Raw genomic sequence first — 14,042 nt, 5'->3', positions numbered from 1 at the left:
CGAGATTTGTTCGCGAGCAAGCTCGCTCCTACGAAGATCGCTCCGATCCCACCTGTAGGAGCGAGCTTGCTCGCGAACCCGTGTTGGCACCGAAGCGCCGGCCTATGGTCGGCGGATAACGCTGGCGCGTTATGCGCCCTACGCCGGTGGCGCGGGGTGTCGATAAGCTCCGTTCGATAATCGGCCAGTTGTGTTGCGATAATCGCCCGTGCGTGTCGATAATCGCCCGGCATTCGCCTGCCAGGACAACAACAATGACCGACGCCCCCCGCGCCAGCCTGCCGCCCCTCGCACCACCGATCATCGCTTCGCCTGCCAAGCGCATCGAGGCCTTCACCGGCGACCCGAACTTCATGACCTCGCTGGCCCGCGGCCTGGCGGTGATCCACGCGTTCCAGGAGCGCAAACGGCACCTGACCATCGCGCAGATCAGCCACCGCACCGAGATTCCCCGCGCCGCCGTGCGCCGCTGCCTGCACACGCTGATGAAGCTGGGCTACGTCACCTCTGACGGCCGCACCTATTCGCTGTTGCCGAAGGTGCTGACCCTCGGTCACGCCTACCTGTCGTCGACGCCGCTGGCGGTCACCGCGCAGCCGATCCTCGACCGCCTGAGCGAGCAACTGCACGAGGCCTGTTCGATGGCCACGCTCGAAGGCGACGAGATTCTCTACATCGCCCGCTCGGCCACGCCGCAGCGTCTGATCTCGGTAGACCTGAGCGTCGGCAGCCGCCTGCCGGCGTACTGCACCTCCATGGGCCGCATCCTGCTCGCCGGGCTGAATGACGAAGCCCTGGAGGACTACCTGGCCCACGCCGACCTGCAGGTGAAGACCAGCCGCACCGTGCATACCCCGGAAATGCTCCGCGCGAGCATCGCCGAGATCCGCCAGCAGGGCTGGGTGATCATCGATCAGGAATTGGAAGTCGGCCTGCGCTCCATCGCCGTGCCCCTGAAGGACTCCGCCGGCCAGGTACTGGCCGCGCTGAACGTCGGCACCCACGCCGGGCGCGTGTCACGCCAGGAGCTGGAAACGCGCTTCCTGCCGGTACTGCTTGAGGCCAGCCGTGAGCTGGGCACGCGGCTGTTCCATTGATTGCCTTGCGCGGTCCGTCTTGCGGTAATCCCGTTCGCTAACCGCCCACAGTGGCGATTATCGAATTGATCGGCTGAACGTCTCTTCGTACTGTTGCTCGACCCGTCCAGCCGGACGGGCAATAACAACAATGAGCGTCAGCCATGGCCCCTGTGTGCCTGCCCCATCCGCCGGTCCGTGCGTCCACCGGCTCGCGCCTCATTCCTGTCCAGCTTGCGGGAGTGCAGGGCGATCCAGCCGGCCTTCCCGCGACGACGCCTTCGCAGGAAGTCTTCGCATGACCAGTTCCGCCCACGTGCCCGCTGCCGGCACCCTCGACGTCCAGTCCTTCATCAACGCCCAGCCGCTGTCGCTGTACCAGTGCCGCATCGTGCTGCTGTGCTTCCTCATCGTCTTCCTCGATGGTCTGGACACCGCCGCCATGGGCTTCATCGCCCCGGCGCTGACCCAGGACTGGGGCATCGACCGTGCCAGCCTTGGCCCGGTGATGAGCGCCGCGCTGATCGGCATGGTCTTTGGCGCCCTGGGCTCCGGCCCGCTGGCCGACCGCTTCGGGCGCAAGGGCGTGCTGGTGGTGGCGGTGTTCCTGTTCGGGCTGTTCAGCCTTCTGTCGGCCTACAGCAGCAACCTCGAACAACTGATGGCGCTGCGCCTGCTGACCGGTATCGGCCTGGGCGCGGCGATGCCCAACGCGACCACGCTGCTCTCGGAGTACACCCCCGAGCGCCTCAAGTCGCTGCTGGTGACCAGCATGTTCTGTGGTTTCAACCTTGGCATGGCCTCGGGCGGTTTCGTCTCTGCCAAGCTGATCCCGGCCTACGGCTGGCATAGCCTGCTGTTGCTCGGCGGAGTGCTGCCGCTGGTGCTGACGGTGGTGCTGCTGGTCTGGCTGCCGGAATCGGCGCGTTTCCTGGTGGTGCGCAATCGCGGAGCGGACAGGGTCAAGCGCGTGCTGGCGCCGATTGCTCCGGCCGAGGTGGTCACGGCCCGCGAGTTCAGCGTGCCGGAACAGAAGACGGTGCAGAGCCGCAACGTGTTCAAGGTGATCTTCTCCGGCACCTACAGCGCGGGAACCCTGCTGCTGTGGCTGACCTATTTCATGGGCCTGGTGATCGTCTACCTGCTCACCAGCTGGCTGCCGACGCTGATGCGTGACGCCGGCGCGAGCATGGAGCAGGCCGCCTTCATCGGCGCGCTGTTCCAGCTCGGCGGGGTGCTCAGTTCGGTGGCGGTGGGCTGGGCCATGGACCGCTTCAACCCGCACAAGGTCATCGGCATCTTCTACTGCCTGGCAGGCGTATTTGCCTACTTCGTCGGGCAGAGCCTGGGCACCGTCACGTTGCTGGCGACCCTGGTGCTGGCTGCCGGCATGTGCGTGAACGGTGCGCAGTCGGCCATGCCGTCTCTCGCCGCGCGCTTCTACCCGACCCAGGGGCGCGCCACCGGGGTGTCCTGGATGCTCGGCATCGGCCGTTTCGGTGCCATCCTCGGTGCCTGGATCGGCGCGACCCTGCTGGGCCTGGGCTGGAACTTCGAGCAGGTGTTGACCGCGTTGATGGTGCCGGCCGCCATCGCCACGGCGGCGGTGCTGGTCAAGGGGCTGGTGAGCCACGCCGACGCTACCTGAGCAGTGAGCGGGGCAGGGATTGTGTTGCCATTCATCTCTGCCTCGCGCCGACCCTGCTGCACTTGCATAGACTGGATGCACCGCAACGCAGATTGCGGCCACTAACAACAACTGTGAGTGCCTGTATGCAAAGCCTGCTGAGCGAGCGCAGCCGAGTGTTCGAGCGCGCTGATCCCTATGCGGTATCCGGCTACGTCAACCAGCATGTGGGCACCCACGACCTGCGCCTGCCGGCGCACGGCCATCCCCAGGCCAGCCTCAACCACCGCCGCTTCGCCAGCCTCGACCTTTGCCGTATCAGCTATGGCGGCGCGGTGCGCGTCACCTCGCCAGCGTTGGAAAGCATCTTCCACCTGCAGATTCTCCTCAGCGGCCACTGCCTTTGGCGCGGCCAGCGGCAGGAGCATTACCTGGCGCCGGGGGAGCTGCTGCTGATCAACCCGGATGATCCGGTCGACCTGACCTACTCGGACGACTGCGAGAAATTTATCCTGAAGGTTCCGGTGACCCTGCTCGAAGCCATCTGCGCCGAGCAGCGCTGGAACGCACCGCGCGGTGGCGTGCGTTTCACCGAGAATCGCTACCGGCTGGGCGAACTGGAGGGCTTCGTGAACCTGTTGTCGATGGTCTGCCAGGAGTCCGAAGCTGGCGAACGTCTGGCTCGGGTGGACGAGCACTACCAGCAGATTGTCGCCAGTAAGCTGCTGACCCTGTTGAAGACCAATGTCAGCCGCGAGCCCATCGCTGGCGGCAGCGCCTCCTTCGAGCGCATCGAGGCGTACATCGAAGGCCACCTGCGCGAGGACATCGATGTCGAAGCCCTGGCGCGCCAGGCGTCCATGAGCCTGCGCTCGTTGTACGCGCTGTTCGAGCGCCAGGCCGGCACCACGCCGCGGCAATATATCCGCCGGCTCAAGCTGGAGCGTATTCGCTCGTGCCTGGCGGACCCGGCGTGCAATGTCCGCAGCGTGACCGAGTTGGCGCTGGACTATGGCTTCCTGCACCTGGGGCGGTTTGCCGAGGGGTATCGGCAGCAGTTTGGCGAGTTGCCTTCGGAAACTTTCAAGCGTCGCACCTGAGCCGTTCCTGCTGGTTAGCCTTGGTTCCAAGATTGGATTGGTGTGCCGTTTGGGCGTCCTGCGCCGCATCGGCGTGCGCTCGGACTCTTTGTTTCGCCCCCTCGGGCGAGTCACTTTGGCAAACGACGAATGGCCGCCCCGCCCACCAAAGATCTTGCCCCGGACATCCGGTTTTTCGCTTAGGCGAAAAATTCCCTCGTTGAAGCGCAGTTTCAGGGGCCCGAACTAGGCGTCCCCCCACGAAGGGCCATCCCTGGCCCATCGCGGCTCTCGCGACATCCATGTCGCTCAACCCCTGAAACTCCGCTTCAACGAGGCCTCCTGAACGGGGGTTCGGCGTGTGCGGAAGTCTCTCTGGAAACCTTCAAAATCCAGGGCCAGGGCCAGGGCCAGGGCCAGGGCCAGGGCCAGGGCCAGGGCCAGGGCCAGAGCCAGAGCCGTGTTGTGGAGTTCCCGTAGGAGCGGACCTTGTCCGCGAAATCCTTCGCGGCGGACCTAGCGCTGATAAGCAACATCAGATGCTCGCCGCCACCTGTAGGAGCGAGCTTGCTCGCGAACCACCCGGCACCTTAGGGCGCATAACGCGACAGCGTTATCCGCCGTGGTGGCGTCGGCGGATAATCCGTTCCGGGTTAGGCGCCCTACAACCTGCGACGCTCGCCGCATCTACTACCAAATGAGGAACCCATCCCTCCCATGGGTGCATTCCGGGCCGGGAAGGGCGCTGCCTAAGATCGCTCCATGACCTGGCCGATGGAGGCCGGGACCCGACAGGAGAGCATCCCCATGATCTACGCCCCACCCGGAACCCCAGGCGCCGTCGTCACCCTCAAACCGCGCTACGGCAACTACATCGGCGGCGAGTTCGTCGCGCCGGTGCTGGGCCAGTACTTCAGCAACACCTCGCCGGTGAATGGCGAAATCATTGCCGAGTTCCCGCGCTCCACCGCCGAAGACATCGACAAGGCGCTGGACGCCGCCCACGCCGCTGCCGGCAGCTGGGGCCGCACGTCGGTGCAGGACCGCGCGTTGATCCTGCTGAAGATCGCCGACCGCATCGAGCAGAACCTCGAGCAACTCGCCGTCGCCGAAACCTGGGACAACGGCAAGGCCGTGCGTGAGACCCTGAATGCTGACGTACCGCTGGCCGCCGACCACTTCCGCTACTWCGCCGGCTGCATCCGCGCMCAGGAAGGCRGCGCCGCCGAGATCAACGACAGCACCGTCGCGTACCACATCCATGAACCGCTGGGCGTGGTCGGGCAGATCATCCCGTGGAACTTCCCGCTRCTGATGGCCGCGTGGAARCTCGCCCCGGCSCTGGCCGCCGGCAACTGCGTGGTGATCAAGCCGGCCGAGCAGACCCCGCTGTCGATCATGCTGCTGGCCGAGATCATCGGCGACCTGCTGCCGCCGGGTGTGCTGAACATCGTCCAGGGCTTCGGCAAGGAAGCCGGCCAGGCGCTGGCCACCAGCAAGCGCATCGCCAAGATCGCCTTCACCGGCTCGACCCCGGTCGGCTCGCACATCCTCCACTGCGCGGCGGAGAACATCATCCCGTCCACCGTGGAGCTGGGCGGCAAAAGCCCGAACATCTTCTTCGAGGACATCATGAACGCCGAGCCGGCGTTCATCGAGAAGGCCGCGGAGGGCCTGGTGCTGGCCTTCTTCAACCAGGGCGAAGTCTGCACCTGCCCGTCGCGGGCGCTGGTGCAGGAGTCGATCTTCGAGCCGTTCATGGTCGAGGTGATGAAGAAGATCAAGGCGATCAAGCGCGGTAACCCGCTGGACACCGACACCATGGTCGGCGCCCAGGCCTCGCAGCAGCAGTACGAGAAGATCCTCTCCTACCTCGACATCGCCCAGAGCGAAGGCGCCGAGTTGCTCACCGGCGGCTCCAGCGAGCGCCTGGAGGGCGACCTGGCCAGCGGTTACTACATCCAGCCGACCCTGCTCAAAGGGCACAACGGCATGCGCGTGTTCCAGGAAGAAATCTTCGGGCCGGTGGTGGGCGTGACCACCTTCAAGGACGAAGCCGARGCMCTGGCGATTGCCAACGAYACCGAGTWCGGCCTKGGCGCCGGCGTCTGGACCCGCGACATCAACCGCGCCTGGCGCATGGGGCGTGGCATCCAGKCCGGCCGCGTRTGGACCAACTGCTACCACCTGTACCCGGCSCACGCCGCSTTCGGTGGCTACAAGAARTCCGGCGTKGGCCGCGARACCCACAAGATGATGCTCGACCACTACCAGCAGACCAAGAACCTGCTGGTGAGCTACGACATCAATCCGCTGGGCTTCTTCTAAAGCTTGCAGTAACCCGGCGGACCTTCCCCCATCAGGTTCGCCGGCCCTTTCCGCTGTACCCCGCCTGGCACTCCACCAGGCATTTCTTGTGTCGACGCGCCTGTTCGGGCGGCCGTCCGCTTCCGTACCCATTCCACGGGTGACGGCCTTCGTCGAACGCGGCTCCGGCCGCGTTTTCTTTTTCCGGATGAGTCGTTGTTCGCGAGCAAGCCCATGCGCCGAAATGTCCGGACAAGCACGTTCCGTAGGATGGGTGGAGCGCAGCGATACCCATGCGGACGGCGCGCGAAATCGATGGGTATCGCTGCGCTCCACCCATCCTACAAGGGCTTTTGCGGCGTCCCGCACCTGCAACACCTGCCGCCGATGAGCGCAACACCTGTAGCGCGCGCAACACCCGTACAGCATCCGGCAGACAACGCCAGAAGCCCCGAACCGCAAGCCCTCCAGCCCAATTCGAAAAGCCTGGCACAGCGGTTGCTCTGAGCCTTGCAAGCCGCGGCGAACGATCCGCGGCACCAACAAGAATCGGAGAACCTCCATGAGATCGATTGGCCTGTCTGTGCCTTCCGTTCGCCTGCAACCCGCCCTGCGTCATTCCCTGCTGACCGCCTCGCTGCTGATGGCCGGTCTGTCCGCCAACCTGCAAGCCGCCGAGGGGCCGGCCAACGTCGATGGCCAGCGCATCGCTGCTGCCGACAAGGAACCGGGCAACTGGATGACCACCGGGCGCACCTACGACGAGCAGCGCTACAGCCCGCTCAAGCAGATCGACCAGAGCAACGTCGGTGGCCTGGGGTTGGCCTGGAGCCACAAGCTGGATATCGACCGCGGCGTGGAAGCCACACCCATCGTGGTCGACGGTGTGATGTACACCACCGGGCCGTTCTCCATCATCTACGCGCTGGACGCCCGCACCGGCGAGTTGCTGTGGAAGTACGACCCGCAGTCCGACCGCAGCCGCGCTGGCGAAGCCTGCTGCGACGCGGTGAACCGTGGCGTGGCGGTGTGGAAGGGCAAGGTCTATGTCGGCGTGCTCGATGGCCGCCTGGAAGCCATCGACGCCAAGACCGGCAAGCGCGTGTGGAGCGTCGATACCCGCACCGACCCCTCGCGCAGCATCACCATCACCGGCGCGCCGCGCATCGTGAAGGGCAAGGTGATCATCGGCAACGGCGGCGCCGAATTCGGCGTGCGCGGTTATATCACCGCGTACGATGCCGAGACCGGCAAGCAGGACTGGCGCTTCTTCACCGTGCCCGGCGACCCGAAGGAAATGCCCAAGGGCAAGGGCATGGAAATCGCCGCCAAGACCTGGTTCGGCGATAACTACGCCAAGCAGGGCGGTGGCGGCACCGTGTGGGACTCCATGTCCTACGACCCCGAGCTGAACCTGCTGTACATCGGCGTCGGCAACGGCTCCTCGTGGAACCCGCGCATCCGTAGCGAAGGCAAGGGCGACAACCTGTTCCTCTCGTCCATCGTCGCGATCAATCCCGATAACGGCGAATACGTCTGGCACTACCAGACCACGCCTGGCGATGCCTGGGACTTCACTGCCACCGCGCACATCATGCTGGTGGACATGGAGATCGACGGAAAACAACGCAAGGTGCTGATGCAGGCGCCGAAGAACGGCTTCTTCTACGTCATCGACCGCGAGACCGGCAAGCTGCTCTCGGCCAACAACATCGTGCCGATCAACTGGGCCAAGGGCGTTGACCTGAAGACCGGCCGGCCGATCCGCAACGAGGCGGTGTCCGACTACTGGAAGGACCCGCAGAAGAAGGCGCGGCTGATCCAGCCGGCGTTCTGGGGCGCCCACGACTGGCAACCGATGTCGTACAACCCCAATACCGGGCTGGTCTACATCCCGGCGCACATCATGTCGGCGATGTACCAGGACGTCGACGGCGCGCCGCCGCGCTCCAAGTTCAAGAGCATCTACCAGCTCGACGTCAACACCGGGATGATGCCGGAAGACCCGGAGGGCCTGCGCAAGATCGCCGACACCTGGACCGGCAAGCTGATCGCCTGGGATCCGGTGAAGCAGGAACAACGCTGGGAAGTGCCCTACAGCACCATCTTCAACGGCGGCACCCTGAGCACCGCCGGCAACCTGGTGTTCGAAGGCACCGCCGACGGCCGCGTGGTGGCCTACGCCGCCGAGACCGGCAAGAAGCTCTGGGAGTCCCCGGCCAACACCGGCGTGATGGCCGCACCCATCACCTATGAAGTGGACGGCGAGCAATACGTGACCTTCATGGCCGGCTGGGGCGGCGCCTTCTCCACCTTCGCCGGCGCCCTGTCGCTGCGCGCCGGGGTCAAGCCCAACGCCCAGGTGCTGACCTACAAGCTCGGCGGTACCGCCAAGCTGCCGGACATCAACTACAAGTGGGCCGACCGCAAGCCCGAGCCGCCAGCGCTGACCGGCACCACCGCGCAGATCGACCAGGGCCGCGAGCTGTTCAATGGCAGTTGCTCCCAGTGCCACGGCATCAACGCCATCAGTGGCGGCGTAGTACCCGACCTGCGCACCCTCAGCGCGGAAAACCACCAGCGCTTCCTCGGCATCATCTACGGCGGACGCATCCCCGACGGCATGCCCTCGTTCCAGGGCCACCTCGACCTGCAACAGGCCGAGGCCGTGCACCAGTACCTGATCAAGCGCGCCTACGACCTCAAGGAACAACTGGCCGGTGCGCAGAAGACCGCTGCCAAGTGATGGCTCCCCAAGAAACAGCCCAGCAGGAGACTGATTCATGACCGAAGTAACGACCTACCAGCACTACATCGACAACCGCTTCGTCGCCGGCGAGCCGTTGATCGAAGTGCACAACCCGGCCAACGGCGAGCTGCTGGCGCGCATCCCGGAAGCCAGCGCGGCGCAGGTGGACAGCGCCATCGGCGCCGCCCGCGCGGCGCAGAAGGGCTGGGCGGCCAAGCCGGCCATCGAGCGCGCCGGCTACCTGCGCAGGATCGCCGAGAAGGTCCGCGCCAACGCACCGCGCCTGGCCAGGATCATCACCGCCGAGCAGGGCAAGGTGCCGGCACTGGCGGAAGTGGAAGTGAACTTCACCGCCGATTACCTCGACTACATGGCCGAGTGGGCGCGCCGCCTGGAAGGCGAAGTGCTGACCAGCGACCGCGCCGGCGAGCACATCTTCCTGCTGCGCAAACCGCTGGGCGTGGTGGCGGGCATCCTGCCGTGGAACTTCCCGTTCTTCCTCATCGCCCGGAAGATGGCGCCGGCGCTGCTGACCGGCAACACCATCGTCATCAAGCCCAGTGAAGAAACGCCGATCAACTGCTTCGAGTTCGCCCGCCTGGTGGCGGAAACCGACCTGCCTACCGGCGTGTTCAACGTCGTCGGCGGCACCGGAGCCAGCGCCGGCAGCGCGCTGACCAGCCACGCCGGGGTGGACCTGATCAGCTTCACCGGCAGCGTCGCTACCGGCTCGCGGATAATGGCCGCGGCCGCGCCGAGCATCACCAAGCTGAACCTTGAACTGGGCGGCAAGGCGCCGGCCATCGTCCTGGCCGATGCCGACCTGGACCTGGCGGTGAACGCCATCAAGGCCTCGCGGGTGATCAACACCGGGCAGGTGTGCAACTGCGCCGAGCGCGTCTACGTGCAGCGCCAGGTGGCTGACCAGTTCATCGAGAAGATCGCCGCCGCGATGGCCGCCACCCGTTTCGGCGACCCGAACGTGCAGGCCGACCTGGACATGGGCCCGTTGGTCAACCGCATCGGCCTGGACAAGGTCGCGCAGATGGTCCGCACGGCGACCGGGCAGGGCGCCCAGGTCATCACCGGCGGCGCGGTGGCCGACCTCGGCCAGGGCTTCCACTACCAGCCCACCGTGCTGGCCGGCTGCTCGGCCGGCATGGAGATCATGCGCAAGGAAATCTTCGGCCCGGTGCTGCCGATCCAGGTAGTGGAAGACCTCGACGAAGCCATCGCCCTGGCCAACGACAGCGACTACGGCCTGACCTCATCGATCTATACCCGCAACCTCAGCGCCGCGCTCAAGGCCAGCCGCGAGCTGGACTTCGGCGAGACCTACATCAACCGCGAGAACTTCGAGGCGATGCAGGGCTTCCATGCCGGCACGCGCAAGTCCGGCATCGGCGGCGCGGACGGCAAGCATGGGTTGTACGAGTACACCCATACCCATGTGGTGTATGCGCAGGAGTGAGTGGCAGGGGGCTTCCAGGAGCCCCTCTCCCTAACCCTCTCCCGCAAGCGGGAGAGGGGGCTGGATCGGCGTGGGCGCAACCACGGTTTTTTCCTGATCCAAATGTGCCAGGAAACACGGCGGGGACGCTTCCCTCGAATACCCCCTCTCCCTTCAGGGAGAGGGCTGGGGAGAGGGTGTCAAGACGCGCACGGAGTTTCCTGGGGAAGGGAATGCTGTCTCCGAAAATGCATCACCGTTTCGACTGGGCGGGCCGTCCTTGCCAGGTGCGGTCCGCTCCTTTTTCCCTGCGCCTGCAGGTGGCCGTTGCGTAGAGCGGGTTAGCCAGCTGATCAGCGGACGCAGGGGAAAGGGAAAGGATCAATACAGCGCATTGGGCTGCACGATGCCGTGCTTCTTCATCTTCCGATACAGGGTCGACCGGGCAATGCCGAACTGTTCCGCTACCGCACTGATGTTCCATTGCCGCTCGCGCAGCACGGCCAGCAAGTGGCGGGCTTCGTCATCGTCCAGGCGGGCGGCGAGGGCGCCATTCTGCGGTTCCGGCATGGCCATGACGGCGGGAGCCGCCTGATGCAATTCCATCGGCAGGCAGTCCAGGTCGATGCGGCCGTCCTCGGCGAGGGCGGCGGCATAGCGCAGGCAGTTCAGCAATTGGCGGATGTTGCCCGGCCAGGGATGGCTGCGCAGCTGTTCGCGTACGCCGGCGTCCAGGCGCAGGTTGCCGCCCAGGCCAGCCAGCAGGCTGTCGATCAGCGCCTCGCGGTCGCTGCGTTCGCGCAGGGCCGGCAGCTGCAGGGTCATGCCGGCGAGGCGGTAGAACAGGTCTTCGCGGAAGCCCTTGGTGCGGATCATCTCGGCCAGGTTCTGGTGGGTGGCCGAGACCACTTGCACGTCCAGCGCCACCGGCGCTTCAGCGCCCAGCGGGAGGATTTCCCGCTCGGCCAGCACGCGCAGCAGGCGCGTCTGCAGGTGCGCCGGCATGTCGCCGATCTCGTCGAGGAACAGGGTGCCGCCATTGGCCAGCTCCAGCTTGCCCTTCATGCCTTTCTTGCTGGCGCCGGTGAAGCTGCCGCCGCGGTAGCCGAAGAGTTCGCTCTCGATCAGGCTTTCCGGGATTGCCGCGCAGTTCAGCGCGACGAAGGGCCCGGCATGCCGCGCGCTGGCCTGGTGGATAGCGCGGGCGAAGGCTTCCTTGCCGGTGCCGGTCTCGCCAGTGACCAAGATGGAAATGCCCTTGTCGAGCACCCTGCGCAGCTTGCGCACGCCGTCCTGCAGGCGCGGGTCGGTGCCGGCGAGCCGGGTGAGATCGGGATGTTCCGGGCTGTTCGAGCCGTTGCGCAGGGGCGTACTGCGGCGTGGCGGGCTGGCCGGTGTGCGCAGGCCGACGTCCACCAGCGCATGGTCGGCCAGGGTGCGCAGGCGGATACCGCGCGCGCCGCCCTTGCTCAGGTCCAGCAACTGATCGACGTCCGCCTCCAGCAACTGCTCGATGCGGCTGCCCAGCAGCTCGCCCCGGCTGGCGGTGAAGGCGGCGTGGTTGGCGCCGATCACCCGGCCCTGTTCGTCGAGGGCGATGAGCTGTTCGTTGGCCAGGTCCGACACCTCGTCGCGGGCCTTCACCGAGAGCGTCAGGCGGTCGCGGTAGCGCTGGCGGAAGCTGGCGTTCTCGATCAGCCGGGCATACAGGATCACCAATTGCAGTGTCAGGTACTGCGCGTCCTTGGGCCCGTCGTTGTACAGGCAGGTGGCGTTCAGGCAGCCGCGCAGCTGGTGCTGGGCATCGAAGATCGGCGCCACCGAGCAGCTCAGGCGGAAGTTGCTCACCAGGAAGTGCTCCTGGCGGTGGATGGTCAGCGCTTCGCCGGCGGCCAGGGCGGTGCCGATGCCGTTGGTGCCGGCGATGGATTCGTCCCAGCGCGCACCGACGATCAGCCCGGCCTGGGTGTAGCGGTCGCGCTCGCTGGGCAGGCGCGCGTCGAGGGTGATGCCGTTTTCGTCGCTGAGCAGCACCGCGAAGCCAGCCGGCAGCACGCGCCGGGCGAGGCCGGTGACGCCCTGGCTGGCGATGGCCAGGTAGTCCTGGTGCAGGCTCTGGTGCTCGCGGATTTCCCCGGCGGTGAGGATGTGTTTTTCCGCCCGTGCGCGGGGGTCGAGATGGTGCTCCATCACGCTGCGGTACCAGGAGCGCGCGATGGCGCCCTCGGGCTGGATGTCACGTTCGCCGAAGTGATCGGCGATGAAGGCGGCAAGGTCGTTCGGGCAGTTTTCCAGGGATTGCGGGTGCATGGTCACTCCCGGCGGCCGTCAGTCGGACTGCGGCGCATTGTTTTTGTAGGGGATCGGCTTCGCGTGGGACCGATCCTAGGACTGAGGCTCTTGGGATTGGACAGTCTAGACCGGTCGGTCACGGGCGACGAGAGCCCGAGCAAGGCCTGTGCCGAATCACACCGCGCGGAGCGCCGAGCCCCGCGCCAGACCGCCCGCCGCCCAAGGGCGCGGGCGCAACCGGGCAACGGCTGTCGCAGCGATGGGACAGTTGTAGCGGCGGGGCGCGACAGCTGTCGCCGGCCTGCTACCAAATCAGGGGGGAATCTCCTTCGAAAGTATCATTCGGAGCCTTCCCCCCTGGTGTTTAACTCGACCTGCCGGTTTTGCCGGCACCATGCCTAACAAAAAGAGGACAGACCCATGTGGACCAAGCCTAGCTTCACCGACCTGCGCCTTGGCTTCGAAGTGACCCTGTACTTCGCCAACCGCTGATCCACTCGGCCCCGGTCCGCCGGGGCCCCTGCCCACGGGGCACTGTCATGCACATCCGAATTCTCGGGTCGGCCGCCGGCGGCGGCTTTCCCCAGTGGAACTGCAATTGCCGCAACTGTCGCGGCGTACGCGACGGCAGCGTGATTGCGCAGCCACGCACCCAATCCTCCATCGCGCTGTCCGACGACGGCGAGAACTGGATTCTCTGCAACGCATCCCCCGACATCCGCGCCCAGCTGGCGTCCTTCCCGGCCCTGCAGCCGGCGCGGCGCCTGCGCGATTCGGCGATTGCCGCCATCGTCCTGCTGGATAGCCAGATCGACCACACTACCGGCCTGCTCAGCCTGCGCGAAGGTTGCCCGCACGAGGTGTGGTGCACCCAGATGGTCCACCAGGACCTGTCCACCGGCTTTCCGCTGTTCCCCATGCTGTCGCACTGGAACGGCGGGCTGAAGCACAACCTCATCGAGCTGGACGCCGAGCCTTTCGTCATCCCGGCCTGCCCGGGCCTGCGCATCACCGCCATCGCCCTGCGCAGCAGTGCACCGCCGTACTCACCGCACCGGGGCAATCCGCATCCCGGCGACAACATCGGCCTGTTCGTCGAAGACACCGCTACCGGCGGCAAGCTGTTCTATGCGCCGGGCCTGGGGCAGGTGGACGACGGCCTGCTGGCCTGGATGCGCCGCGCCGACTGCCTGCTGGTGGACGGCACGCTCTGGCGCGATGACGAGATGCGCGTCTGCGAGGTGGGCGACAAGCTCGGCAGCGAGATGGGCCACCTGGCCCAGAGCGGCCCCGGCGGCATGATCGAGGTGCTCGACGGGATCGACGGGGCGCGCAAGGTGCTCATCCATATCAACAACACCAATCCCATCCTCGACATCGCCTCGCCCGAACGCGCCGAACTCGACGCGCGCGGCATCGAGGTGGCGTTCGACGGCATGGGTATCTTCCTGTGACGGCCCTT

At 66.2% G+C, this 14,042-nt stretch carries 9 protein-coding genes; 8 read left to right on the top strand and 1 reads right to left on the bottom strand.

Translation table 11 applies throughout. The features are described 5' to 3' along the window. The first annotated feature begins 254 nt into the window (after positions 1–254). The 6 genes from A6723_RS19305 to aldA all read left to right on the top strand — a co-directional run bounded on the left by A6723_RS19305 (position 255) and on the right by aldA (position 10,309). Complete coding sequence (locus A6723_RS19305) at positions 255–1,097, top strand: IclR family transcriptional regulator (RefSeq protein WP_054907667.1); 843 nt, start codon at positions 255–257, stop codon at positions 1,095–1,097. Between the two features lie 277 nt (positions 1,098–1,374). After that, positions 1,375–2,724 carry an MFS transporter gene (locus tag A6723_RS19300; RefSeq protein WP_054907666.1) on the top strand — a complete coding sequence of 450 codons (1,350 nt, stop codon included), beginning with the start codon at positions 1,375–1,377 and terminating at the stop codon, positions 2,722–2,724. A 125-nt stretch (positions 2,725–2,849) separates the two neighbouring features. Continuing rightward, positions 2,850–3,803 (top strand): AraC family transcriptional regulator, encoded by a 954-nt coding sequence (locus A6723_RS19295; RefSeq protein ID WP_054907665.1) that lies wholly within the window; start codon positions 2,850–2,852, stop codon positions 3,801–3,803. Positions 3,804–4,589: 786 nt separating this feature from the next. Then, on the top strand, positions 4,590–6,110 hold the full coding sequence (locus tag A6723_RS19290; protein ID WP_064979849.1) for an aldehyde dehydrogenase family protein: 1,521 nt from the start codon (positions 4,590–4,592) through the stop codon (positions 6,108–6,110). 541 nt (positions 6,111–6,651) lie between these two features. Beyond that, positions 6,652–8,835 (top strand): PQQ-dependent dehydrogenase, methanol/ethanol family, encoded by a 2,184-nt coding sequence (locus A6723_RS19285; RefSeq protein ID WP_054910247.1) that lies wholly within the window; start codon positions 6,652–6,654, stop codon positions 8,833–8,835. A 37-nt stretch (positions 8,836–8,872) separates the two neighbouring features. Continuing rightward, positions 8,873–10,309, top strand: coding sequence for an aldehyde dehydrogenase (aldA, locus tag A6723_RS19280; RefSeq protein ID WP_054910246.1), 1,437 nt, complete (start codon positions 8,873–8,875; stop codon positions 10,307–10,309). A 360-nt stretch (positions 10,310–10,669) separates the two neighbouring features. On the opposite strand, the gene A6723_RS19275 is transcribed toward aldA, so the two are convergent. Further along, a complete protein-coding gene (locus A6723_RS19275) occupies positions 10,670–12,598 on the bottom strand; it encodes a sigma-54-dependent Fis family transcriptional regulator (RefSeq protein ID WP_139093017.1) in 1,929 nt (642 codons plus the stop codon). 402 nt (positions 12,599–13,000) lie between these two features. Here A6723_RS19275 and pqqA point away from each other — a divergent pair, with 402 nt between their 5' ends. Together pqqA and pqqB are read left to right on the top strand one after the other, a co-directional pair. Continuing rightward, the gene (gene pqqA, locus A6723_RS31375; RefSeq protein WP_003106462.1) at positions 13,001–13,072 is read left to right on the top strand and encodes a pyrroloquinoline quinone precursor peptide PqqA; all 72 of its coding nucleotides are present in this window, start codon (positions 13,001–13,003) and stop codon (positions 13,070–13,072) included. A 47-nt stretch (positions 13,073–13,119) separates the two neighbouring features. Next, positions 13,120–14,034, top strand: a complete 915-nt coding sequence (gene pqqB, locus A6723_RS19270) for a pyrroloquinoline quinone biosynthesis protein PqqB (RefSeq protein ID WP_054910244.1) — start codon at positions 13,120–13,122, stop codon at positions 14,032–14,034. Positions 14,035–14,042: the final 8 nt, after the last annotated feature.

Source organism: Pseudomonas sp. AU11447, from assembly GCF_001672555.2.
Taxonomy (GTDB): Bacteria; Pseudomonadota; Gammaproteobacteria; order Pseudomonadales; family Pseudomonadaceae; genus Pseudomonas; species Pseudomonas nitroreducens.
This window is presented reverse-complemented; position numbering and strand designations above follow the sequence as displayed.